General features: G+C 43.8%; 19 protein-coding genes, 2 tRNA genes, 1 other RNA gene and 1 pseudogene. 15 read left to right on the forward strand and 8 right to left on the reverse strand.

Going from position 1 to position 24151, the window contains the following annotated elements; genetic code table 11:
- The first annotated feature begins 157 nt into the window (after positions 1-157).
- Entirely contained in the window at positions 158-1030 is an 873-nt protein-coding gene (locus BCT11_RS23050) for a TIM44-like domain-containing protein (RefSeq protein WP_042602159.1), read from the forward strand.
- Positions 1031-1440: 410 nt separating this feature from the next.
- Here BCT11_RS23050 and BCT11_RS23055 read toward each other — a convergent pair.
- Positions 1441-1525 (reverse strand) — tRNA-Tyr (locus tag BCT11_RS23055).
- Positions 1526-1610: 85 nt separating this feature from the next.
- Positions 1611-1695 (reverse strand) — tRNA-Tyr (locus tag BCT11_RS23060).
- Between the two features lie 283 nt (positions 1696-1978).
- On the opposite strand from BCT11_RS23060, the gene BCT11_RS23070 reads away from it, so the two are divergent.
- A complete protein-coding gene (locus BCT11_RS23070) occupies positions 1979-3067 on the forward strand; it encodes an efflux RND transporter periplasmic adaptor subunit (protein WP_038873962.1) in 1089 nt (362 codons plus the stop codon).
- The gene (gene vmeF, locus BCT11_RS23075; protein ID WP_045419466.1) at positions 3067-6180 is read left to right on the forward strand and encodes a multidrug efflux RND transporter permease subunit VmeF; all 3114 of its coding nucleotides are present in this window, start codon (positions 3067-3069) and stop codon (positions 6178-6180) included. The genes BCT11_RS23070 and vmeF overlap by 1 nt, the downstream gene beginning before the upstream one ends.
- Positions 6181-6269: 89 nt before the next feature.
- On the opposite strand, the gene BCT11_RS23080 is transcribed toward vmeF, so the two are convergent.
- Positions 6270-6845: a porin family protein gene (locus BCT11_RS23080; RefSeq protein ID WP_009707148.1), complete on the reverse strand. Its 576-nt coding sequence runs from the start codon at positions 6843-6845 to the stop codon at positions 6270-6272.
- Positions 6846-7047: 202 nt separating this feature from the next.
- Between BCT11_RS23080 and BCT11_RS23085 the strand changes: the two genes are divergently transcribed.
- Positions 7048-7365, forward strand: a complete 318-nt coding sequence (locus tag BCT11_RS23085) for a DUF1244 domain-containing protein (protein ID WP_005431642.1) — start codon at positions 7048-7050, stop codon at positions 7363-7365.
- Positions 7366-7436: 71 nt separating this feature from the next.
- On the opposite strand, the gene BCT11_RS23090 is transcribed toward BCT11_RS23085, so the two are convergent.
- A complete protein-coding gene (locus BCT11_RS23090) occupies positions 7437-8531 on the reverse strand; it encodes a PLP-dependent cysteine synthase family protein (protein WP_102389372.1) in 1095 nt (364 codons plus the stop codon).
- A 145-nt stretch (positions 8532-8676) separates the two neighbouring features.
- On the opposite strand from BCT11_RS23090, the gene BCT11_RS23095 reads away from it, so the two are divergent.
- The gene (locus BCT11_RS23095) at positions 8677-9144 is read left to right on the forward strand and encodes an Lrp/AsnC family transcriptional regulator (protein ID WP_102389373.1); all 468 of its coding nucleotides are present in this window, start codon (positions 8677-8679) and stop codon (positions 9142-9144) included.
- Positions 9145-9477: 333 nt separating this feature from the next.
- Entirely contained in the window at positions 9478-12525 is a 3048-nt protein-coding gene (locus BCT11_RS23100; protein WP_102389374.1) for a D-Tyr-tRNAtyr deacylase, read from the forward strand.
- Between the two features lie 52 nt (positions 12526-12577).
- Here BCT11_RS23100 and tesB read toward each other — a convergent pair whose 3' ends face one another.
- The gene (tesB, locus tag BCT11_RS23105; protein WP_038866625.1) at positions 12578-13438 is read right to left on the reverse strand and encodes an acyl-CoA thioesterase II; all 861 of its coding nucleotides are present in this window, start codon (positions 13436-13438) and stop codon (positions 12578-12580) included.
- A gap of 167 nt (positions 13439-13605) precedes the next feature.
- Here tesB and BCT11_RS23110 point away from each other — a divergent pair, with 167 nt between their 5' ends.
- Positions 13606-14040, forward strand: coding sequence for a YbaY family lipoprotein (locus tag BCT11_RS23110; RefSeq protein ID WP_102389375.1), 435 nt, complete (start codon positions 13606-13608; stop codon positions 14038-14040).
- Between the two features lie 38 nt (positions 14041-14078).
- Here the strand turns inward: BCT11_RS23110 and BCT11_RS23115 are convergent, their stop codons facing one another.
- A complete protein-coding gene (locus tag BCT11_RS23115; RefSeq protein ID WP_102389383.1) occupies positions 14079-14381 on the reverse strand; it encodes a DNA base-flipping protein in 303 nt (100 codons plus the stop codon).
- Positions 14382-14654: 273 nt separating this feature from the next.
- On the opposite strand from BCT11_RS23115, the gene BCT11_RS23120 reads away from it, so the two are divergent.
- From BCT11_RS23120 to BCT11_RS23145, 6 genes are all read left to right on the forward strand, one after another.
- Positions 14655-15398 carry a hypothetical protein gene (locus BCT11_RS23120; RefSeq protein ID WP_039978198.1) on the forward strand — a complete coding sequence of 248 codons (744 nt, stop codon included), beginning with the start codon at positions 14655-14657 and terminating at the stop codon, positions 15396-15398.
- A gap of 172 nt (positions 15399-15570) precedes the next feature.
- Entirely contained in the window at positions 15571-17574 is a 2004-nt protein-coding gene (locus BCT11_RS23125; protein WP_045492848.1) for a GGDEF domain-containing protein, read from the forward strand.
- 136 nt (positions 17575-17710) lie between these two features.
- An RNA gene (ffs, locus tag BCT11_RS23130) (signal recognition particle sRNA small type) lies at positions 17711-17807 on the forward strand.
- 119 nt (positions 17808-17926) lie between these two features.
- The gene (locus BCT11_RS23135) at positions 17927-18550 is read left to right on the forward strand and encodes a TnsA endonuclease N-terminal domain-containing protein (RefSeq protein WP_102389376.1); all 624 of its coding nucleotides are present in this window, start codon (positions 17927-17929) and stop codon (positions 18548-18550) included.
- A 2-nt stretch (positions 18551-18552) separates the two neighbouring features.
- Entirely contained in the window at positions 18553-20406 is a 1854-nt protein-coding gene (locus BCT11_RS23140) for a Mu transposase C-terminal domain-containing protein (protein ID WP_102389377.1), read from the forward strand.
- Positions 20375-21469, forward strand: coding sequence for a TniB family NTP-binding protein (locus BCT11_RS23145; RefSeq protein ID WP_198593992.1), 1095 nt, complete (start codon positions 20375-20377; stop codon positions 21467-21469). Before BCT11_RS23140 ends, BCT11_RS23145 begins: the two co-directional genes overlap by 32 nt.
- 2 nt (positions 21470-21471) lie before the next feature.
- Here BCT11_RS23145 and BCT11_RS23150 read toward each other — a convergent pair whose 3' ends face one another.
- Positions 21472-21780, reverse strand: coding sequence for a helix-turn-helix transcriptional regulator (locus tag BCT11_RS23150; protein WP_102389378.1), 309 nt, complete (start codon positions 21778-21780; stop codon positions 21472-21474).
- Between the two features lie 101 nt (positions 21781-21881).
- Here BCT11_RS23150 and BCT11_RS23155 point away from each other — a divergent pair, with 101 nt between their 5' ends.
- The gene (locus tag BCT11_RS23155; protein WP_102389379.1) at positions 21882-22427 is read left to right on the forward strand and encodes a hypothetical protein; all 546 of its coding nucleotides are present in this window, start codon (positions 21882-21884) and stop codon (positions 22425-22427) included.
- Complete coding sequence (locus tag BCT11_RS23160; protein WP_102389380.1) at positions 22421-23803, forward strand: DEAD/DEAH box helicase family protein; 1383 nt, start codon at positions 22421-22423, stop codon at positions 23801-23803. The genes BCT11_RS23155 and BCT11_RS23160 overlap by 7 nt, the downstream gene beginning before the upstream one ends.
- A 167-nt stretch (positions 23804-23970) precedes the next feature.
- Here the strand turns inward: BCT11_RS23160 and BCT11_RS28475 are convergent.
- Positions 23971-24151 (reverse strand): annotated as a pseudogene (locus BCT11_RS28475) (hypothetical protein); the annotation flags it as partial.

A 24151-nucleotide genomic window follows, 5' to 3' on the forward strand; every position in this document is an offset into this window, starting at 1 on the left:
TTCTGATACATGTCTTCTATTATGGAATGTTTCATTGTTGTATCTGACGGAGTATGATGGTCATATCTCATATTTAGCGTGCTACTGATATGGATGATTGTTTGCTTCATCATCAATCAGCATGATTAAGTACATATCGTCAATTTTAAGGATAACGATGAAACGTTTATTTTCGATTGTCGCCCTACTGATGTTTACTGTTGCCGTAACGCCTATCGCAGAAGCGAAGAAATTTGGTGGTGGTAAGTCTTTTGGTAAGAGTTACAAAACCGCGCCTGCTCCTAAACAGCAGCAACAAAACACAAACACCATTGGTAAAGAACAAGGTGCTAAATCATCAAGCAAAAAAGGTTTGATGGGCGGCTTACTTGGTGGTCTTCTTGCTGGTGGTCTTCTGGCAGCATTCTTTGGTGGTGCGTTTGAAGGTATCCAGTTTATGGATATCCTAATCATTGGTTTGATCGCATTCGTTATCTTCAAACTGATGCGAGGTATGCTTGGTGCTAAGCAGGGCAGTATGAATCAGCATCGTCAGCAGCCAGCCTTTGGTGGTAACAACACGAAGTTCGAGCAGCCAAACATGCAGAATTTTGAACAACAACCAAACACAAATGCTGGTGGCTTTGGTGGTTTCGGCGCACAAACTGATATCCCGCATAACTACCCACCGGGTTTTGACCAAGCGGCATTCATCAACGGCTCTCGTGAGCACTACCGAATCCTGCAAGGCGCGTGGAACCACAACCAACTTCATACAATTGAAGAGTACGTTTCACCAAGCCTATTCGAAGACTTGAAAGCAGAACGGGCGAAGTTAGATGGTGAGCAGCACACAGATGTGATGTACGTTGATGCTGAAATTGTTCGTGCAGATTATGATGCAAGTAAGGCACAGCTCAGCTTACAGTTCAGTGGTCGTTACCGTGATGCTGAAGAAGGTGTCGAAGAAGAAATCGAAGATATCTGGCACCTAGAGCGTGACCTAACTGTGCCAAATGCACCGTGGTTAATCGTCGGTATTCAAGGTTAATTATCTTAAGTATTCAATTTAGTCTTAATAAAATCCCGCTTTCGTGCGGGATTTTTTATGCCTGAAGTTCAGAGACTCTAAATCTATCGAGACAGGACGAGTGGTTGAAGTCGACTTTAATAGAGTTGTTATGAGGCAGCGATGAGTCGCACAGTAGGGAATAGTGAAGATAAAGCTAACGGAGATGATCAATGGCTTGATTCCATTGACCTAAATAAACCAACTAACACTTGGATTCCCTCTCAAGCAGAGCTAGTTAAAAGTACCTAGGTGTCGTACTACTTAACGAAAGATCACTAAGAATCGCGCGTTGAGTGAGGCTAGATTTAGCCAAATAGTTAGGTAAGCCATTGAAAAACTATAGCTATAGAACGAAAAAAGCCAGCTCAATTGAGCTGGCTTTTTCAATATGGTGGAGGGGGACGGATTCGAACCATCGAAGGCAGTGCCGGCAGATTTACAGTCTGCTCCCTTTGGCCACTCGGGAACCCCTCCAGGGTGTTTTTATACTTAGATGTTAGTTTCCCAACCTAGCTTCCAAGTTGTTCTCATGTTCAAAGGAAAAACATAAGAAAGAATATGGTGGAGGGGGACGGATTCGAACCATCGAAGGCAGTGCCGGCAGATTTACAGTCTGCTCCCTTTGGCCACTCGGGAACCCCTCCGGGGTATTTTTATACTTAAGATTTGTTTTCCCAACACATCTCTCAAGTGCGGAGCGCATCATAGCAAACTCGCTCCGGCTGTAAAGCGTTTTTCTTACGTTTTTACGTTGAATGCTGCCTTTTTGGGCAAAGATGGTAGAAAGTCAGCGTTTTGTATGTCGTTTATACAAAAGGAAAACCTTCTTTTTACTTGAATTTACACTACTTGACGTTAGAGGACGTATCTACTGATAAACTGTATTCAGTTTAATGACATAAGTTTATTCGATTAATAGTCAAGATTATGAGTATGAGAGCCACTTTATCTGTTTTAACGCTTTCTATTTTAATGGCTTCGCCAGTAGCTTTTGCTGCCAAACGTGGTCCATCTACAGTTACGGTAGTAACTGAACAAGTAGAAACGCATGAAATTAACCAATCTCTGTCGTTGATCGGCAAGTTAGAAGCGGCCGAATCCGTAGTGGTTGCTTCTGAAGTCGCTGGCAAGGTGAAAAAAATCGCCGTTAACGCCAATCAAAACGTTCAGCAAAACCAGCTTTTGATTCAACTTAACGATGATAAAGCACAAGCTGCCTTAATAGAGGCAAAAGCATACCTAAAAGATGAACAGCGTAAGTTAAAAGAGTTTCAGCGTTTGGTTAAACGTAATGCGATTACCCAAACTGAAATTGATGGGCAAAAGGCGAGTGTTGAAATTGCACAAGCGCGTCTAGATGCCGCTAAAGCTAACTTATTGGATCTTCATATTAGTGCACCTTTTGCCGGTACCGTTGGTTTTATTGATTTTAGCAAAGGTAAAATGGTCAGCGCTGGTTCTGAATTATTGACGCTTGATGACCTCTCTGTCATGGAATTGGATCTTCAAGTTCCTGAACGTTACCTATCGATGTTGTCGGTCGGTATGGAAGTGCATGCCACCACCAGTGCTTGGAATAATCAAGAATTCGTGGGTAAGGTAACAGGTATTGATACGCGAATTAGTGCTGAAACCTTAAACTTACGTGTTCGTATCGAATTTGATAACCCAGAAAATCACTTAAAACCTGGCATGCTGATGAATGCATCGTTGGCATTTCCTGCGATTAAAGCGCCAATCATTCCGGTTCAAGCACTTGAGTATTCAGGTACTAAGCGTTTTGTATACGTGATTGATGAAGACAATAAAGCAATGCGTCAGGAGGTCTTCCTAGGAGCGCGTGTTGATAATGAGGTTGTGATCGAATCGGGTGTTGAGATCGGCGACAAAATAGTGGTTCAAGGCATCGTAAATATGCGTGATGGCGTTGAAGTCGCTGAAATTGTCGCGCCAACTCAATCGAAAAGTGCACATGCTGCAGATGCAGAAGGCAAAGCGGCTAAGGAAGCGAACTAATGTTACTTTCTGACGTTTCCGTAAAGCGCCCTGTCGCTGCGCTGGTATTGAGTATGCTGCTGTGTGTATTCGGCTTTGTGTCGTTTACTAAACTTGCAGTCCGTGAAATGCCAGACATCGAAAGCCCAGTGGTTTCGATCAGCACACGGTATGAAGGCGCCTCTGCCACCATTATCGAGAGCCAAATAACGTCGGTATTGGAAGACCAGCTTTCTGGTATCAGTGGTATCGACGAAATTAGCTCGACGACGCGCAACAGTATGTCGCGTATCACCATTACATTTGAGCTGGGTTATGACTTAAACACCGGCGTGAGTGATGTTCGCGATGCCGTTGCTCGCGCTCAACGTTCGCTGCCAGATGAAGCTGACGATCCCGTTGTTTACAAGAATAATGGTTCTGGTGAAGCCTCCCTCTATATTAACCTCAGTTCATCAGAGATGGACCGTACCCAGCTAACGGATTATGCCGAGCGCGTACTTATGGACCGCTTTAGTCTGATATCGGGCGTCAGTTCGATCGACTTGTCCGGTGGTTTATACAAAGTGATGTACGTGAAACTTAAACCAGATCTGATGGCTGGTCGCTCGGTTACTGCATCTGATATTACGACAGCATTACGAAGTGAAAACTTGGAAAGTCCAGGTGGTGAGGTTCGTAACGATTCAACCGTCATGTCAGTTCGTACAGCACGTACGTACAATACGCCAGAAGACTTTCAATATCTTGTTGTGAAACGTGCTAGCGATAACACGCCTATTTATTTGAAAGATGTGGCGGACGTATTCATTGGTGCGGAAAACGAAAACTCAACCTTTAAGAGTGATGGTGTAGTCAACATTAGCTTAGGCGTCGTTCCGCAATCAGACGCTAACCCACTGGAAGTGGCACAGGCGGTGCGTTCAGAAGTAGATAAGATTCAGAAGTTCTTACCGGACGGTACTCGTCTGGCCATAGACTATGATGCCACAGTATTTATTGAACGCTCGATTGATGAGGTATACAGCACGCTCTTTATTACGGGTGGTCTGGTTATTTTAGTCCTCTATATTTTTATCGGTCAGGCGCGCGCTACATTGATTCCTGCGGTGACGGTACCAGTCTCACTGATTTCTTCATTCATTGCGGCTTACTACTTCGGCTTCTCTATCAACCTAATCACCCTGATGGCGCTTATCCTATCTATCGGTCTAGTTGTGGATGATGCGATTGTTGTCGTAGAGAACATCTTCCACCATATTGAGCGCGGCGAGTCACCACTGCTGGCGGCTTATAAAGGCACAAGAGAAGTCGGATTTGCCGTTGTTGCTACGACCTTGGTTCTGGTGATGGTCTTCCTGCCGATTTCTTTTATGGATGGCATGGTAGGCCTGCTATTTACTGAGTTCTCAGTATTGTTGGCGATGTCAGTGATCTTCTCATCTTTAATTGCATTAACGCTGACTCCAGTGCTCGGTAGTCAGATACTAAAAGCGAATGTGAAGCCGAATCGATTCAACCAAGCGGTCGATAAATTGTTTGCTAAGTTAGAGGCTGGTTACCGAAAAGCGCTGCGTGGTGCATTGAAGGTTCGTTGGGCTGCGCCTTTGGTTATCCTTGCGTGTATGGGAGGCAGTTATGGTTTGATGAATCAAGTGCCTGCACAGCTAACGCCACAAGAAGACCGAGGGGTTATCTTTGCTTTTGTTCGTGGTGCAGATGCGACTTCCTACAACCGAATGTCGGCGAACATGGACATCGTAGAAGATCGCTTGATGCCATTGTTGGGACAAGGTTTCCTGAAATCATTCAGTATTCAAACACCAGCATTTGGTGGGCAAGCGGGTGACCAAACTGGCTTCGTTATCATGATTTTAGAAGACTGGAACGAGCGTGATGTGACGGCACAAGAAGCACTCAACCAAGTTCGTAAGTCATTGGCCGGTATTCCAGACGTTCGTGTTTTCCCATTCATGCCGGGTTTCCGTGGTGGTTCTAGCGAACCTGTTCAGTTTGTTCTTGGTGGCTCTGATTACGATGAGTTGTTAGTCTGGGCTGAAATGCTCAAGAACACAGCTGAAGAGTCACCAATGATGGAAGGTGCGGAAATCGACTACTCAGAGAAAACACCAGAGCTTTTGGTGTCAGTGGACAAGCGCCGTGCTGCTGAACTTGGTGTGAGTGTACAAGACATCTCTGAAACTCTAGAAATCATGCTTGGTGGTAAGAGTGAAACCACTTACGTTGACCGTGGTGAAGAATATGATGTTTACCTTCGAGGTGACGAAAACAGCTTCAATAACGCGGCTGATTTGAGCCAGATTTACTTACGCACCAACAGCGGTGAGCTAGTGACCCTAGATACGGTTACTAAAGTCGAAGAAGTGGCGGCATCAATTCGTCTGTCCCACTACAACAAACAGAAGTCGATCACCATTACTGCTAACCTATCGGAAGGTTACACCCTAGGTGAGGCGCTAGATTTCTTAGATCAAGAAGCGATTGATAACCTGCCGGGTGATATTTCGGTCAGTTACTCTGGTGAGTCGAAAGACTTTAAAGAAAACCAAGCCAGTGTTGCCGTTGTATTTGCCTTGGCATTACTTGTTGCATACCTAGTATTGGCAGCGCAGTTTGAAAGCTTCGTCAACCCACTGGTGGTAATGTTCACCGTGCCTATGGGCGTATTTGGTGGCTTCCTTGGGTTGGTCGTCATGAGTCAAGGAATGAACATCTACAGCCAAATCGGCATGATTATGTTGATCGGTATGGTAACCAAAAACGGTATTTTGATCGTTGAGTTTGCTAATCAGCTACGTGACCGTGGTATCGAGTTTGAAAAAGCGATCACTGATGCGGCAGCTCGCCGTCTGCGTCCTATCATGATGACGGCATTTACGACGCTAGCTGGTGCTATTCCTTTGATCATGTCAACAGGAGCAGGTTATGAAAGCCGCGTGGCAGTAGGTACGGTCATCTTCTTCGGTATGGGCTTCGCAACGCTAGTCACCTTGTTCGTTATCCCTGCAATGTACCGATTGATTTCAGCGAAGACGCGCTCACCTGGCCATGTTGAGGCTGAGCTGAACAAAGCGCTAAGCCACGATACAAAAGGACGTATCGCGCACCCTTAATCGAACTCTAAAATACAAAAGCCGAGGCAGTGACCTCGGCTTTTCTTTGCCTTCAATTCTGGGTTTAAAGCCAGCTTGAACGCGTTCGATTAGAAGCGTTTACCCAAGCTCACTTGCACGCCTTCGTAACTGTCGTAGAAGTCATCAAAACCCATGTCTGCGACGTTGTAAATGTATTCTGCACGTAGCCAGATATCTTTACTCATATCCCAATGGACACCTGCGCCGATGTTGAATAGTGCGCCAGAATCATCTGTGACTTTTTGCTCATTCGGTACGTACATTTCAGCTTGAGTGCCAAGCGCAGTTACGCGGCCAAATAGTGACAGTGGCGTATCACCTAAGTTATCACTGGTTACAACCGCAGACATACCTGCTTGGTAATAGTGAAGGTCTAAGTCAGTTTTTAGAGCATCATTCTTAAGTTCATTTTGTGAATAACGCAGTACCCCTTCAAATGCGAGGTATTGGTTTACATGGTAGCCCCAGCCAACCGTAATGTGAGGTGTCGACCAACCACTGTCGCGATCAGAACCAAAATTCGGTGTATCAAAGCCCACGTTACCTGTACCTAGGTATAAATAAGATTGGTGGGTTTGCTCTTGAGCGGCGAAAGTTGGCAGACTCATGGTCAATGCAGATAATAATAGGATGGCGTTTTTCATAACTTGGCGATAACCTTTGTGAAAGACCGTTTTTAGAATTAGTATTAATTTAATCAATAAGATAACTGGCAGTTATCATATCAGTCTTTTGGGTGAGTGCGTGGTTTTAGAGGGAAATTTGTTGTAATGGCGCAAATTTTAGACTCATCAGGCTCACTCATTTCTATGCTATGAACTGCGAGATAAATAAAAGGAAAGTAAAGTGGCTGAATTCAAATACAAAAATCTAACTCAAGAAGAACAAGACAAGCTGGACGCGGCAACATTTCGTCGTCTTCTTGCACATTTAGATGCAAACAAAGACGTGCAAAACATCGATCTAATGATCCTTGCTGGTTTCTGTCGTAACTGTTTCAGCAAATGGTACAAGGCAGAAGCGGAAGACCTTGGTGTGGATATCGACATCGATGATGCTCGTGAACGTGTTTACGGCATGACTTACGATGAGTGGAAACAAAACCACCAACCAAAAGCGACACCAGAACAACTGGCAGCATTTGAAGCGCGCCAGAAAAAGTAACTCTCCTGTATTAAGCAGATAAAAAAACAGCCTGCTGATTGAGCAGGCTGTTTTTCAATATAGTATCTGTTTTACTCGGTGATTGGGCCGCAACATGCTGGCTCAACACAACCTTTTGCTTGGATGATTTCAAGCTGAGCTAGGTAAGGTTGAATGTCACCGATGTTTTCTTTTACCCACTCAGTGTTGTAGTAAGTGTCTAGGTAACGTTCACCTGAATCACAAAGTAGTGTCACGATAGAACCAGTCTCACCACGTTGCTTCATTTCACACGCTAGCTGAAGTACGCCATATAGGTTAGTACCTGTCGATGCGCCAACTTTACGACCGATCAAACCAGACAACCAATGCGCCGTTGCAACACTCGCAGCATCAGGGATCTTGCGCATTTCGTCTACGACACCAGCAATGAAGCTTGGCTCAACACGTGGGCGGCCGATGCCTTCGATCTTGCTGCCGTTTTCGCCCTTGATATCTACATTGCCAGATTGGAAGTAGTCGTAAAATACTGAGTTATCAGGATCAACCACACACAGTTTTGTGTCGTATTTTTGGTAACGGATAAAGCGACCAATCGTTGCAGATGTACCGCCAGTACCTGGGCTCATGACAACCCAACTTGGGATTGGGTGATCTTCTAGCTCCATTTGGCTAAAGATAGAGTTCGCAATGTTGTTGTTACCACGCCAGTCGGTTGCGCGCTCAGCGTAAGTAAATTGGTCCATGTAGTGACCGTTTAGCTCTTTCGCTAGGCGACGAGACTCGTCGTAAATTTGGTCTGAACGGTCAACAAGGTGCGCTTTACCGCCGTAGAATTCGATTTGTTCAATTTTCTTGCGTGCTGTGGTTTTTGGCATTACTGCGATAAACGGTAAGCCAAGTAAACGCGCGAAGTACGCTTCAGAAACCGCTGTACTGCCTGATGATGCTTCGATCACCGTGGTTTCTGGACCAACCCAACCATTACAAATCGCGTAAAGGAAAAGCGAACGTGCTAAACGGTGCTTCAATGAGCCCGTTGGATGCGTGCTTTCATCTTTTAGGTAGATGTCGATGCCTTCCAAAGAAGGTAGGTCTAATTTGAATAGGTGAGTATCTGCTGAACGTTGAAAGTCTGCTTCGATTTTGCGTACAGCATTGTTGATCCAGTTGTGGTCAGTACACATAACGTGACTCCTCGAAAATCTGTAGGGTAGTTGTTTTTGTCTATAGGGATAATCTACCTATAACCCTAGAGAAAAACTTTGCTATTATTGTTCTGTTATTCATCAATGATAGAAAAATTTTCTCTAAATTAGGAAAATGCTAGGAATGAGCTTAGATAAAATCGACAGGCAGTTACTTTCTTTCCTCCAAAACGACGGAACCTTGTCTCTAAATGATTTGGCCGAGCGAGTGAACCTGACTACTACGCCCTGCTGGAAGCGTTTAAAAAAGCTAGAAGATGAAGGCTATATCGAAAAGCGCGTGGCGTTGTTGAGCGCAGAAAAGCTCGATTTGTCGTTTATTGCGTTTGTGCAACTTAAGACCAGTGACCACTCTGAAGATTGGTATCACCACTTTGTTACCACAGTGAGTGATTTCCCTGAAGTGATGGAGTTTTATCGTATGGCGGGTGAATACGACTATATGATGAAAGTATTGGTTAAAGACATGAAGTGTTTTGACGAGTTTTACAAGCGGCTCGTCAACAGCGTAAAAGGTTTGTCGAACGTGACATCAACTTTTGCAATGGAACCGATAAAGTACACGACGGAGTTGCCTATTTACGGCGTCTAAATTCCTACCTAAATAAGATATGAGGTCACTCTGTTGACTTCATATTTCCTCAATATCGACACCACACGCCAGCTAAAGTGTGATCGACTGTTTATATTTTAATCTATTGAAAACCCTAATTTAATCATCGCTAATTTAATGCGAAGTCGGATCGTAAACGGTTGTTCGCGACATTACTGTGCTTGTTTTAGAAAATTGACGGCATTTTATTTATTTAGCGAATGGTAATGTAGTTTATCGATAATCTTATTAATCAAAAAAGGGGCTGGCGGTGAATAAAACATCGTATTATTATCGCCGCCACTTATAAGATGTAAGAAATTATTACAAAAAATGAAAAGATATTATTTTCTCCTTTTGCTTGCTGCAGTAATCGCTGGCTGTGGTGGTGGGGGCGGCGATTCCAAGCCGCGTAATTCGGGATCTTCAACTCAAACTACAAAACAAAGTCGACCTCAACTTAAAGTTGAAGACGCAATACTCACATTTGATGGCATTGGAAATGTCACAAATACGACAATGAGTAACGTACAAGGCACGATCACATACCAAGTTTTATCTTCAACCCCTTCTGATGTGGTTCAAATCGACGATGGTCAGTTACAAATCCTTCGTCCAGGTACGGCGTCAATTAAAGTAACGGACAGCAGCCCGACTTACGAAACGTCAGAGGCCACGTTTACGATTACCGTAGACAAAGGCACCAATGCCGATCTGGCTGCAAACGATGTCAGCCTTAACGCGTCAGAAACTGAAGGGCAATCTTTGGTTGTACGAGGGCAAAAAGGCTCTCTGAGCTATGCCGTAGAAAGTGGATCTGAACATTTGATTCAGGTTAATACCGATGGTCGAGTGTTTGCCATTGGGAAATCTGGAACGGCAAAAGTACGTGTTCGTGACTCGGGCGACGATTATTACCAAGCTCGCGATTTACTCGTCAATATTCACCTTTATCAAGTTGGTGCTGAGCAACTGCAATTTGCTCCTCTAACGGGTGAGTTCCGCGAAGGTCTGACGTTGGCACCAGTGAGACTGGATAGTACAGAGACCAAAAGCATTCGCTACGAGATCATCAATAGCACCCCTGATGACAAAGTCGCTGAGGTATTGAATCCAGATACCGGTTTACTTTTGATTCAAAACACTGGGCAAGTAACGGTTGAAGCAACGGCAACGTACAGTGAAGGGTTTATTGAGCAGCAGCAAACGGCTCGATTTAACGTTGCAATTGACAAGGGAGCGCGACAAAACATCAGTGCTTCAAACATCTCGGCAAGTTATCAAGCGCTTGCTCCGTTGTACCCACAAGTTAAGGGTGCACTGGGAGATTACCATTTTGATGTGGTTTCAGGCCAAGACGTGGTGCGTGTTTCTGACGACGGCAACGCTTTGTTGATTCAAGGTGTTGGTCGTGCTGAGGTTGATGTGATTGAGGGCGATTTGCGTAATTTCCCTTCTACGAAAGCGCGTTTTTATATCGATATTACTGCAGCAGTACACCCTGTTATCAAAGACATTGATATGTCCTTTACCTATCAGAAAGGTCTATCGATTCCGTTCGTGTTTGCGGGGCAAAAGGGCGATATCAGACTGATTGGGGATTTACCAGAGGGGCTGAGCATGTCCTCAGATACGCTATATCTCGAAACGGCGGGTAACTACACGTTAACGTTCGAAGATGATGGCGGAGAGTTCTATCAGTCAACTCAGTTCAAAGTGAACCTTGATATCGCTAAAGCGCAAGGACAGCCGCTTGCGACTCGTGATTATGAGGAGGTCTACAGTAAGGATCACCAATTCAATCTGCTAAAAGATTTTGACGAGCTTAGCTCCGGTGATGTGATTGAGATGACCGACAATACACACCCAGACGTAGCAAACATGATTGCTAATGGGATTGTACATGTCTACAAAGCGGGTGAAACCACACTGACTTTACGTCGTAAGGAAAGCGACAATTATAGTGCGGGTCCTGAGCATAAAGTGACTTTCAATATTTTAGGTGCCCCGAGCCGCATTCAAATTTCATCAGATGTTGAAGATAATTGGAATGCACTCAAACCTTTGGCAAGCAAACCGACTATTAGCGGAACGGTTGGGCAGGTGACTTACCAATTTGCAGATGGCTCACCGACCGATGTGGTGTCTCTAGATAACGACACAGGGGAAATGCGCGTTCTTAATGCTGGCAGCACACGCATTGTGGTTTCTGACTCTGGTGATGATAAGTTCACGCCGGGTCAAGCAAGCTTCAATGTGACCATCAAGCCAATTGAAAGTCGAGCGACGGTCCAATACCCAAGTGCAACCTTTGGTTCAGATAAAACGCTAAAGCCAGTAGTCTCAGACAGCGATACCACCACCTCTTACCGTTTGATTAACCAAGCATTACCAACGGTAAAAATGGCATCGTCTGATACGGGAATACTAGATGTGCTTCATGCTGGCGATTACTCCTTGGAAGTCACGTTAACAAGCCGCAATTATCTGACAAAGACGATCACCGTTAATGGCTCGATTGCAAAGGCTGAACATCCGGGATTAATCGCGACTCGTCAAACTGTGGCATTTGAACCGTTTAAGCGTGTGGAGTTAGATATTGGTACGGCGATTGGTACGCGTAGCTATGAGTTTGCTACCTCTGTTAGTGAAGAAATTGCGACTCTGGATCGTGCGAATGGAAGCATCACCCTCACAGGTTATGAGTTTGGGCACTCGGTTCAACTGAACGTTTCTGAGGCGGAAACGCAAGACTATAAAGCGCTGGACAGTACATTGGTGACGGTTTTTCTTGATCTTGCCGAATCTGGTGACGCCGATAAATACACTCAACTAGATAGTGAACAAACGGTAGTGATTAGTACGTTAAGTGGCCCTGAGTTTGCCAATCTTCAAGAGAGTGAGTTTGGTGTCATGGGCGCTAGAAGTGTACGAGAGCCGACAGACACAGAGCTCGCGCTTTATGGCAAAGGCAAAGTCGTATTTTTAAACATGAAGCCAGTTGGTAATGATGATCCGGCTAAAACTCGTGGTCTGTGGATGCATGTTGCCCGTTTCGATGGTTGTCGTTCGCAACTCAGTGAGAATGACACGAAACCTTTCCTTGCTGTCGATTATTCAGATGCAGGATATTGCGAAAACGGTAGCAGCATTCGAATGACGCGTTTTCTGGTGATTGATGACCGACCGTTAGATGCAAATACGGCCTACGAATCGATGAGCCCTTTGATTCATTACCGCAAAGGTGCGCGAGAGTTCTTGGCAAGTGATGCGGGCGGCTTCTATGCTGAACCGGATACTATTTACGGTGAAGGGAAGTACGGTTACCCGAAATCACTTTATGAGTGGGCTGTCGTCAGCCTAAACTACCAAAAGAACTAAATACAAAAAGGAGTGCATCAGCACTCCTTTTTTGATTGAACATCGCGATGGTTTATTTAGTAAAGCGCATCACGCCTTCTTGAACTGCGGTAGCAACAAGATGGCCTTGTTGGTTGTAGATCTCACCACGAACCAAACCACGCGTATTGCTTGCTGTTGGGCTTTCGATGGCATACAGCAACCATTCATCCATCTTAAATGGACGGTGGAACCAGATAGAGTGGTCGATGGTTGCCACTTGGAAGTTTGGCGTCATCAGCGACACTTCATGCGGGTGCAGTGCTGTGGTTAAAAAGCCCCAATCAGAAGCATAAGCCAATAGATATTGATGAATGAGCTGGTTGTCTGGCATCTCTCCGTTGGCACGAATCCATAGATATTGCTTCGGTTCTGTCTTTTTAGGCTTGAGAGGATTGACGATGTTCACTGGGCGAGTCTCTATCGACTTCTCTCCACAGAATGTTTTGCGCAGCCTTTCTGGCAAAAACTCAGCAATGTGACTTGCGAGTTCCGATTCGGATGGAAAGTTCTCTGGCCCCGGAATGTCGGGCATTGCGTTTTGATGGTCAAACCCAGGCGTATCCCCATGGTAAGAGGCAGTAAGGTAGAAAATAGGGCGACCGTTCTGAATCGCTTTCACGCGTCGAGTACTGAAGCTGCGGCCATCACGCAGGTTTTCAACATCGTAAATGATCGGCTTTTCAGGATCGCCAGGGTATAGGAAGTAACTGTGGAATGAATGCACGGTGCGTGCGTCTTCTACCGTGTAACGTGCTGCGGATAACGCTTGTCCAATAACCTGACCACCATAAACTTGAGGTAAACCTAGGTTCTCGCTTTGACCACGGAACAAGCCTTCTTCTAGTTTTTCGAGTTGTAGTAGGCTGAGCAATTCTCTTAATGGTTTACTCATGATGTCTCCTCACCTTGTTTTTATTACTGCTTCAATTATGAAACAAAATCAACTGTTTGGTAATTTCTAACTTAGTCAAACTATTGTCAAATGAATCCATTTAACGCAGACAGTTTAATATTCTCCCTCTATACTTAGCGCGAATCGATACACCCGTTGAGGAAACTATGAAAAAAACACTACTACTTGTTACTTCTTTACTATTCGGTGCTGCACTAGTGGGTTGCCAAACTTCTCAAACAACAGAAATGGAATCGGCTGAGGCGTCAATGAAGACAATTACAGGTACAGTGGCTTACCGCGAGCGTATTGCACTGCCTCCACACGCAGTAGTAACGGTAGCACTTGAAGATGTTTCTTTAGCGGATGCTCCTGCGAAAGTTTTAGCGAAACAAACGTTCGAAACAGAAGGTAAACAAGTGCCTTTAGCGTTTGAACTGAGCTACAACAGCAGCGATATTAAACCTAACCATCGTTATAGCTTACGTGCTCGTATCGAAGTTGATGGTAAGCTGCGCTTTATTAATGATACTAGCATTCCAGTTATCACGGATGCAGAACAAACGCACGAAGCGAACATTCGCCTTGTTGGTACGCGTTAATCGCTACCTTCAAACAAAACGAATAAAAAAATGGCAGCTTAAGGCTGCCATTTATATTTTCTAAGGGATACTTTTCCGACTTCAGACACTTCGATGCCTTCTGCTTCTAGCTTGCTCTTTTGTCGTTCAAGATCTCGGCCTTTTAACGAAATCTTTCCTTGACTATTAATGACTCGGAACCAAGGTAATTTGCTGCCTTTTGGTAGGTTACCCAGCGCTTTACCGACGTGCCTTGCATAGCCCGGATAGCCTGCCATTTTGGCAATTTCACCGTAGGTCGACACTCGCCCTGTGGGAATTTGGTGAATTACAGCAAAGATTTGCATTAAAAATTGGTCCATACTGACAGTGTCCATTGTTGTTTACCAAGGAATGGTAATACACAAGACTTGTATTTCGCTATCAGTTCTTGCTCCTTAACATCACTTACTGCTCACAAAATAACACCGTTTACGTTCCCTTTTTTTCTGAGCTGTATATTGATCTCAAAGAGTAGGTTAGCAATGCAAAAATAAGCTCAAGCTTAGCTTGAATCTAGACCCGTTCAATGACGTTATAACCGAAAGAGGTTGGCCGTTGAATTACCAAGTTGGTTGGGGAAGCCAGGAGGCGCTATGATTTTTTCGACACTTCAATTTCTTGTTACGACTCTACTTGCTGTGGTGTGCGCTCGTGCCATTAGTTTAAGTGAGGGTGACATTCCTGTTATTGCTTTGATGATTCCTGCACTGTGGATCTTGCCGCAAGGGGGCTTCGCTGGCCTAGTGTTACTGGGCGCGATGACTGTCTATGGTGTTACGTTGTCTATGCAGCCGATCGCCTTATCCATTGGTACCTTAGTGCTGTTTCCGTTGCTCATGGTGGTTTTTTCTCGACGCAGCTCATTGGGCGTGTTGCTCACCGCAGGTTTGATCGTATTGACACTTCAAGTTGGCATTATGGTAACGCAGCAAGCAGGTAAGTTAGATGGTTCACCATGGCTTACTGTTTTGCAGACTCTGTCCGTTGTGGTGATGTGGTGGGCCGCGAGAAGTTGGAGACCTTCTGAAAAACACAGCTGGTGGTCGTTGTTATTGTTGTTGCCATTGTGGATAGCTGGCCTACCTTATGCGGTACTTTTGGCATTAGGTATCACAGGTATTTTAGCGTCCATGGAAGCGCTGACTAAGATTAAAAATTCAATACGCTGGGGTAAATTACTGTGTTGGACGTTACCGACAGTAGGTTTTGCCGCTTTGGTAGTCAGTCCGAATATTGAAGTGCCAAACCCTGTTTTCGTGGTTTGGATATGCTTACTTGGTACAGCATGGATGACAGACTACATCTTACGTAGTAGTGATGAGCAGGCCGAGTTATAAAATAGTTGTAAGTGCGCTGACTAAATAGTGACCCGTGCGGCAGACTCCTGATCTGATTATGAAATAATAGGCCGGATGTTATATGTTCGGCCTTTCATATTTATTGTGTATTTAAAAATAAAAATTCAATCTTAATCTCTATGGATATAGAGGCATTTTAGAAACGTTAGTCATGGTTAAAGTTGTTCAAAGGCTGTTGGTTTTTGCTTGTTTTTTACTGAGCCTGAGTCTCAAAGCAGAGCCCGTAACACCCTCTTATTATAAAGTTGCGACAGAAGCAGATGATGTCGTTACTCGAGTCCTGTTTGATGCAGTAGCAGAAAACTTTGATGTCTCGATCCAATACGTAAACTACTCCAGTTTCGATGCCATTCTTGATTCGGTAGCGACAGGTGAAAGTGATTTCGCCGCCAACATTACCTACACCGATGAGAGAGCAGCGCGGTTTAGCTATTCGCGTCCGACCAATATTGAATACACTTACCTCTATGGGGTAAGTGATACTAGTTTAAAAGACACCGCTGTTGTTGGTGTTCCCCAAGACACTATTTATCAAGACCTGATCAAACAAAACTATCCCGAAGTCATTCAGGTTCCCTATCAAGGGTATGAAGAAGCGTTGACGCTGCTACGAGCAAATCGAGTTGATGGCGTTGTTGATGCCATCAACCAACTCAAGCCTATGTTGCTTGAAGGCTTTGATGCCAAATTGCTCAACGATCACATATCAATAAAGCCGGTATCAATCGTAAGTGCGAAAGGCACCCATCTGGACGAGCTTGATCGCTTTGCTGATTTCATTCATAGCGAATCGGTGCAAAAGCTATTACGAGAGCAAGTAGCACTGTACCAATTTGAATTGCGTCAGACCGCGTTACGAGAGTCGTTAAAACAGCTTCCTATCGATTTAAATGAGCCGTTTAGGATCAAACTGGAGTCTATTTTTCCCTACGTTGTCTATAACGAGGATGGCTCGGTAGAGGGTATGACGGCAGATGTTGTGCTTAGGAGCTGCGATATTCTGGATCTAAATTGCGTGATTGTTGGTCAGCCAAGTGAAAGTTGGGAATCCATGTATCATCAATTTATTCGGGGGGAGTTTGATATGCTTGCTCCATTGACGATCAGCCGAGAAAGACGAGCATTCAGTTATTTCCCGCAGCCTCATTACTCTCCGACGTCCGTGATGGTTAAGCGTCTTGGCTACAAACCCAACGTTTATTCTCATGTCTCTCAGTTGATCTCCGAACGTATTGGCGTAGTGAAAGACGATTTCTTCGATCAAATTTTGACGCAAATGTTGCCGTTAAAAGAGCTTAATCGTTTTGATTCACAGCAAGCGATGCTCGAAGCACTGCTAGCAAGAGAGATTGATTACATCGCAATGGATACCGCGATGCTCAACCACTTCTTACGCTTGAGCGAACTTATCCCCATTGAGCAAGATGATGCGATTGGTGAATTCTACCAATCAGAGCTGTCGGTTGGGCTGGCGGCGAACGAGCGCGGAGCAATTCTTGCGCCGTATTTCAGTCGCGCGATTTCTATGCTCGATCTTGAGAAAATTGTCGCGCAATACGATTTAAGGCCTGATTGGCGAACTGCATTGGAATACGAAGTACGTTTGGCCACGCAAACTCAAGCAGTGTTTATCTTTGTGTTGGTGTTTGTACTTGGGGTGACATTGTATTTATATCGTCAGTCTAATACCGATAACTTAACCGGATTGAGAAATCGTCGCGCTCTGCATGTGAAGTACCGCCAAGGAGTACCAAAAGACTTAGCGATTCTTTATCTGGACATTAATCAGTTTAAGCAAATCAACGATACCTACGGACACCGAGCTGGTGATCGCGTACTGCAATTGCTGTCTCTCAAAGTACATCGAGTATGGGCGGGTAGGAGCTACCGAATCGGAGGGGATGAATTTATTTTGCTCGGATACCCAACCGAAGTTCAATTGCAAAGAGCAATGGAGGAGCTCAGTCAGTTGGATGTCAAAGATGAAGCTTTAAATGGACTGAGTGAAGTGACTATCTCTGTCGGGGTTTCAGCTAAACGTGAGCGTAGCGTGAGTCTGGAGCAAGCCATGCATTTGGCTGATGAGAACATGTACTCCAGTAAGCAGGCGTCGCGTGATTGTTGTGACGGAAATTCCTGTCCGGCGGGGACCTAATAGGCTGAATTGACCGAGTTTTGTGCAAACAGAAGTGAAATGGTTAAATTCGTCGCTTTAGCCCTTGCAATCTGAGAGGCGATACTGAATAATCCTCACATCATTTGAGACACGCTCTCAAAACAGAATTATGGGGCCCTGGTCCTCTCGCAACAATAGCTCGTGAACTCGGTCAGGTCCGGAAGGAAGCAGCCGCAGCGGGTGACTTGTGTGCCGGGATGTGGCTGGGGTCCCACCCTTTATGAAGCCTGCAATATATGTTCGCATAAATTGCAGGCTTTCTTCATATTTGCACCATAAGTCTTCATAGTCTATTTTTTTGTTGTAGGTTTACAAAAAAAGTCATTTTGCTATGTTCGACCAGACCAAAAAGTCATCCCACGTACACAACATCTGTAAGTTCATGAGCTTGAAGAATGATGCAGTTGTTCGCACTCTGTCCATTTTAGAATTTGATTTCTGTTTTCACCTTGAATACAACGTAGACATCAAAAGCTTCATCTCCCAACCTTTTGGTTTCCACTATCAATTCAATAATCGCAAGTGTCGATATACCCCCGACTTTTTGGCGACAGATCACGATGACCATTCAACTTTCTTCGAAGTAAAACACTCTAGCCAGATTCTCAAACCTGACTTCAGGGACCGATTCAAAGAGAAACAAAGAGTTGCATTGAATGACTTTAACAGACGCTTAGTTTTAGTTACTGAGAAGCAAATTAGAATGGGACCAACTTTAGATAACTTTAAGCTACTACACCGTTACTCCGGATTGCGAACCGTGACTGAGTTTCAAAAGTTAGTGTTGGCGTTTATCCAACGTAAACAAATGGTGAAGTTACAAGAAGTGTCTTTGTTTTTCGGTTTATCGGAGCAGGACACACTTATCTCTACTCTACCTTGGATCTCTTCGGGACAAGTTAAAACAGACCTCAATAATATTGGCTTTGGCCTCGAAACTTACGTTTGGTGTTAACTATGTCATCGGACTCTAACAACATATTTGGATTCTTTGATGAGTTTGAAGCTTCAGAGGGAGAGTCTCATTCGCTTCCAATAGAGCTAATTCAAGAACCTATTGAAATCTCTTCAACTATTGATTCTCAATCACCGAAGGTACAGCAAGAAGTTATCCGTCGTATTAAAATCATCGATTTCGTGGAGAAGCGTTTAAAAGGTGGATGGACCGAGAAAAACTTGAACCCTATTTTAAGTCTCATTGAACCAGAATTACAGCTCACTCCCCCGAGTTGGCGAACTTTAGCAACTTGGAAAAAATATTATTTTGAAGCGGGTAAAGACCCATGTGCACTTATTCCGAAGCATACGTTTAAGGGCAATCGCCAAAAAGAAATGGATTCGCAATCCTTGATTGACGAGGCAATTCAGAACGTATACCTGACACGTGAACGACTTAGCGTTGCAGAAGCATACCGATACTATAAGAGTCGTGTGATTCAAATAAATCGCGAGATTGTCGAAGGGAAAATCAAACCAATTGCCGAACGTTCTTTTTACAATCGAGTACATGATTTACCTCCTTATGAAGTAGCGATTGCACGGTTTGGTAAACGATATGCAGACCGAGAGTTTCGCTCGGTTGGTCAGCAAGTCGTTGCGACCAAACCAATGGAATATGTCGAAATTGATCATACCCCAGTTCCAGTTATTCTAATTGATGATGAGCTAGATATTCCTTTGGGGCGGCCTTATCTCACGATGCTGTATGACCGTTTCAGTAAATGTATCATCAACTTTAGAGAACCTAGTTTTGACTCTGTCAGAAAGGCGCTATTGAACTCGCTACTAGATAAGAGTTGGGTAAAGCAAAGATATCCATGTATTGATAATGAATGGCCTTGCCACGGTAAGATTGACTGTTTAGTTGTCGATAATGGTGCCGAATTTTGGAGTCAAAGCTTGGAAGATTCGTTACGGCCTTTAGTGTCTGACATCCAATATAGTCAAGCAGCTAAGCCTTGGCGAAAGTCTGGGATAGAAAAGCTGTTTGATCAGATGAACAAAGGGTTAGTGAACGCATTGCCTGGAAAAACGTTCACCAATCCTACTCAACTTCAAGATTACAATCCTAAAAAAGATGCGGTGGTTAGAGTTTCCGTGTTTCTTGAGCTACTTCATAAGTGGATTGTCGACTATTACCATATGGCACCTGATTCAAGAGAACGTGACATTCCATACCACAAGTGGAATCAATCGGAATGGACTCCCTCTTACTACACTGGTGCTGAGAAGGAGCAGTTGAGAGTTGAGCTAGGTTTGCTTAGACACAGAACCATTGGAGTGGCAGGGGGCAGGCTTCATAACCTACGCTATCAGTCCTCAGAACTTATTGAATACCGTAAATATTGGGCGTCCAACAACGGCAAAAAGCTGTTTGTTAAGACCAAAACAAACCCTTCTGATATCAGCTATATTCATGTTTATCTAGAATCGGAAAAGAGGTACATAAAAGTTCCAGCGGTAGACAACAGCGGATATACAAACGGGCTGTCGCTTTTTGAGCATGAACGCATACAGAGAGTACGCAGGCTTAACATTAGACAACTTGCTGATGATGAGTCGCTTGCAGATACATTTTTATATATGAAAAATCGTATTCAGGAAGAAACTGATAGATTCCGCAATGCAAAAAGTAATAAGGCTAGCTTGCCTAAAACGGGCAATACTTCGAAATTAGCAAAGTTTAATGATGTGGGGTCAGACGGACCAAGCTCAATCAATACTATCCCAGTTAAACAAGAAAATGCGGTAGTGTTCGATGTCTCAGGGCAATTATCTGATGATGATTTTGAAGATATTGAGGGATATTAATTTGAACTTAACGTCTAGTCAGTTTGAGCAGCTAAGATCTTTTGAAACCTGCTTTATCGAATACCCTGCAATAACTGAAATATACTCTATTTTTGATCAACTTCGTTTTAATCACTCTCTTGGTGGTGAACCAGAGTCTTTCTTGTTAACTGGAGAGGCCGGAAGTGGAAAGACGGCTTTGATTAATAATTACCTATCTCGCTTTCCGTCGAGTTCAACTTGGAGCAAACAACCAGTTCTTAGCACTAGAGTGCCGAGCCGCATAAATGAACAGAATACGCTCACACAGTTTTTAGTCGATTTAGATGGAAAGTCGGGCGGAAGAGGTACTCGACGACGTAATGAAATTGCTCTTGGAGAGGCTGTTGTAAAGCAACTTAAACGTAAATCTGTTGAGCTGATTATCGTCAATGAAATTCAAGAGCTTGTGGAGTTTTCTACAGCAGAAGAAAGGCAAACTATTGCGAATACATTCAAATATATAAGTGAAGAAGCAAAAGTCTCGTTTGTGCTGGTTGGTATGCCATATGCTGATGTCATAGCGACAGAGCCACAATGGAATTCGCGATTGAGTTGGAGACGAAAGATTCATTATTTTAAGCTGTTGAAAGCTACCAACCATTCGAGTGAAGTGGCAACTTATGGCTTTGACTTGGAGCAAAAAAAGCACTTCGCGAAATTTGTCGCAGGGTTGAGTGCGAGAATGGGTTTTGATGAAACGCCAGTGCTTACAAAAAATGAAGTGTTATATCCTTTGTTTGTTATGTGTAGAGGGGAGTGCCGAGCGTTAAAGCACTTCTTGAAAGATGCACTACTTATGAGTTTCAATGAGAGCGTCGATACAATAGACAAAGCGATATTGTCGCGCACCTTTTCATTTAAGTTTCCCTACTTGGACAACCCCTTTAATTGTCCTGTAGATGAGCTTCGTCTTCATCAAATTGACTCTGGTTCGTCTTACAACCTACATGCCATCGCTTCAGAAGATAAAATACTTGCTCCACGTTTTACGGATGCAATTCCGTTGAGCATGTTATTGACCAAAAATGGACTTAAAGCTTAATATTACCTCTCGCTCTTCAGACTCTTCAGCAACGCTGACTTCTCTTCATCACTCATCTTATCAATTGCGCATGCCAATTCAGCGCTCAATTCGCTTCTACAGAAAAAATAGTTTAGTGGCACATCTAACTCTTCAGCCATACGCTCAAGTGTACCAATATCTGGTACGTGCCTACCTTTCTCGTAATGGTTCATTCGACCACTAGCAGAACTTGGTTCCATACCAATTTTCACCCCTAAATCTTTTTGGGTGATTTTGGCTTTTTTACGCGCAGCTTTGAGCCTCGCTGGGATTGGGTTGTCTTTCTGCACTTACTCATTTCTTTTCAACCTTTAGATAACTTAGATTGTCTAAGTTTTACTGATTTTTGTATACTTAGTAATCCTAAGTTTTTATTGAATGCAAGAGTCACATGAAGAAAGTAACCAGAATTAACCTTGATATGTTTAACCTATTGATTGAAAAAGGGATGGATAATTTTTCTGTTATAGAAGCTAGGGATGCTTTGTTAAACGGTACTTCAACCTTTCTGAGCAGTGACGATGCTCGAAAGTATGTTTATAAGCAACTTTTATCATTTGAGGAGAAAGGCTGGCTTTCTGTAACTGGGACTCGCAGGGACAAGCGTTACCACCAAACCAATGACTTCAAAGCGCTCACTATTGAGCCTAGAATGCCCAGAAAAAGAAAGGTCACTGAGGAACCAGTGACTGGTCAAATTCTCGATTCTTCCCTAAATACATTGTCGCAAGAGAAGAAGCTGCATGAAGGTGAGTTAGCGATAACCCTGGGAGAAATAGAAGAGTATCAATCATTACTGATGCGCTTTCCAAACAACAAGCAAGAGATACAACCACTATTTAATTCGGCAAGAGAACGCTCAGCCAAGCTATTAGGCAGAATTAATGCGTTGACGAACTGGATGCAAGTGGTGCAAGGTAATACCCAAAAATGTTGAGAACATGGCAAGCTGAATGTGTAGATCAGGCTATCAATAAGTTTTCATCAAATCGACGACCACATTTTTTCTGTCAAGCTACCCCCGGTGCGGGTAAAACGGTCATGGCAGCAGAGGTTGCTAAGCGTCTTTTTCAAGAAGGTATGATTGACTTAGTGCTGTGTTTCTCTCCCTCTCTGACTGTTGCTGAAGGGATGCAAAAGACCTTTTCATGGAAGATCGAATGTTCTTTTAATGGAGGTTTGGGTTCTCTTGGGGGCTCTTACACCTATCAATCCATCCGTTTTTTGGATGAAAACTTCTGGAATACCGTCAGTAAATATCGGGTACTAGTGGTATTTGATGAGATCCATCATTGTTCGTTTGATGATGAAGGGCGATCAAATTCATGGGGTCTAGAAATTGTCACCAAGATTCAAGGCTTTGCTCGTTATACTCTAGCTCTATCGGGTACTCCTTGGCGCTCTGATCGATTACCTATAGTTATGGCCGAGTATTCGGACCTGGAAGGTATGCTTATTTGTGATTATCAATATGGTTTACAACAGGCTGTTGTTGATAAGGTGTGCCGCCGTCCTAAAATCGTTTTAATAGATAATGAACATCTGAGTATCCAGACTGGCAGTAGTAATCAGCATTTTGCCTCCATTTGGGAATGTCTTAAACAATCTGATGTTTCATACCAAAGAGTCATCCACAATGACGATGCGATTAACTACATATTGAGTAATGGCTGCCAAAAGCTGGCGCAGATCAGACAGCAGTCGCCAAATGCAGGAGGTTTAGTCGTCGCCGCTTCTATCAAGCACGCTAAACATATTCAAAAGCGGCTTGTCGAGCACTTTAATCAATCAGCATGCATCGTGACTTATCATCATGATAATCCGTTAAATGAAATTGAGTCTTTTCGTCACTCGAACGTTCAATGGATAGTCAGTGTTGGAATGATAAGTGAAGGCACGGATATCCCTCGGCTACAGGTTTGTTGTCATATGAGTTCGGTTAAAACGGAACTCTATTTTAGACAGGTCCTTGGGAGAATATTGAGAGTTAATGATTCACCCAACCAAGAAGCATGGTTGTATACATTTGCTGAAGAAAGTTTGATTGGGTTTGCTGAAAGAATTGAGCAGGATATTCCTGATAGCTGCATGTACATTAAACAAGAGAATAATGTGCCGAATGCTGTAGATTCACAATGCCTACCAATAAGCACTGTATCGGAAAGCGTTCAATCTAATCGCTCTCAACCAAGCTTACTTAGTTGGGGAAAAGCTTCAGATATCATTAACCCAAATAATGTTGAGCCTACTTTAGCATTGGATGAGCTGAGGTTAGGCCAATTTAAACAGAGAGTCATCGCAGCGTTCACTTAAACTAATTCAGCTTCAATCTGTTTCAATGATTTACCTGAAGAGTTTTTCTAGTAATCAGGACTGCTGCAAGGATAGCCAAGTAGGACGGCTGCGGCTTGCGAGGCACTCGTAAACAGAATGTCTTCAGCCGCAACCAGATGATCTCCAGATGGCGCTAGCACACCTTTTTATTCTAGGTTAGTACCCAACTTCGTATAGTCTTTAAATAAACTAGCCTGTGCAGTTGTTAGCGCTTGAGAGCCTTTCAATACGACAATGCCCTCATCAGTAAGTATTGTTTTAGCATCAACGTTTTTGACCTTCAGTTGCAATAAAGTGTTCTCTTGCACGGCTTTGTTGCGTAATTCC

Origin of the sequence: Vibrio sp. 10N.222.52.B12, from assembly GCF_002875385.1 — a bacterium.
Lineage (GTDB): Bacteria > Pseudomonadota > Gammaproteobacteria > Enterobacterales > Vibrionaceae > Vibrio > Vibrio jasicida.

Excerpts from the sequence above, each read along its gene's own strand:
- BCT11_RS23050 (WP_042602159.1), top strand. The coding sequence starts at position 158 with ATGAAACGTTTATTTTCGATTGTCGCCCTACTGATGTTTACTGTTGCC.
- BCT11_RS23070 (WP_038873962.1), top strand. The coding sequence starts at position 1,979 with ATGAGTATGAGAGCCACTTTATCTGTTTTAACGCTTTCTATTTTAATG.
- vmeF (WP_045419466.1), top strand. The coding sequence starts at position 3,067 with ATGTTACTTTCTGACGTTTCCGTAAAGCGCCCTGTCGCTGCGCTGGTA.
- BCT11_RS23080 (WP_009707148.1), bottom strand. The coding sequence starts at position 6,845 with ATGAAAAACGCCATCCTATTATTATCTGCATTGACCATGAGTCTGCCA.
- BCT11_RS23090 (WP_102389372.1), bottom strand. The coding sequence starts at position 8,531 with ATGTGTACTGACCACAACTGGATCAACAATGCTGTACGCAAAATCGAA.
- BCT11_RS23095 (WP_102389373.1), top strand. The coding sequence starts at position 8,677 with ATGAGCTTAGATAAAATCGACAGGCAGTTACTTTCTTTCCTCCAAAAC.
- BCT11_RS23100 (WP_102389374.1), top strand. The coding sequence starts at position 9,478 with ATGAAAAGATATTATTTTCTCCTTTTGCTTGCTGCAGTAATCGCTGGC.
- tesB (WP_038866625.1), bottom strand. The coding sequence starts at position 13,438 with ATGAGTAAACCATTAAGAGAATTGCTCAGCCTACTACAACTCGAAAAA.
- BCT11_RS23110 (WP_102389375.1), top strand. The coding sequence starts at position 13,606 with ATGAAAAAAACACTACTACTTGTTACTTCTTTACTATTCGGTGCTGCA.
- BCT11_RS23115 (WP_102389383.1), bottom strand. The coding sequence starts at position 14,381 with ATGGACCAATTTTTAATGCAAATCTTTGCTGTAATTCACCAAATTCCC.
- BCT11_RS23120 (WP_039978198.1), top strand. The coding sequence starts at position 14,655 with ATGATTTTTTCGACACTTCAATTTCTTGTTACGACTCTACTTGCTGTG.
- BCT11_RS23125 (WP_045492848.1), top strand. The coding sequence starts at position 15,571 with ATGGTTAAAGTTGTTCAAAGGCTGTTGGTTTTTGCTTGTTTTTTACTG.
- BCT11_RS23135 (WP_102389376.1), top strand. The coding sequence starts at position 17,927 with ATGTTCGACCAGACCAAAAAGTCATCCCACGTACACAACATCTGTAAG.
- BCT11_RS23140 (WP_102389377.1), top strand. The coding sequence starts at position 18,553 with ATGTCATCGGACTCTAACAACATATTTGGATTCTTTGATGAGTTTGAA.
- BCT11_RS23145 (WP_198593992.1), top strand. The coding sequence starts at position 20,375 with ATGATGATTTTGAAGATATTGAGGGATATTAATTTGAACTTAACGTCT.
- BCT11_RS23155 (WP_102389379.1), top strand. The coding sequence starts at position 21,882 with ATGAAGAAAGTAACCAGAATTAACCTTGATATGTTTAACCTATTGATT.
- BCT11_RS23160 (WP_102389380.1), top strand. The coding sequence starts at position 22,421 with ATGTTGAGAACATGGCAAGCTGAATGTGTAGATCAGGCTATCAATAAG.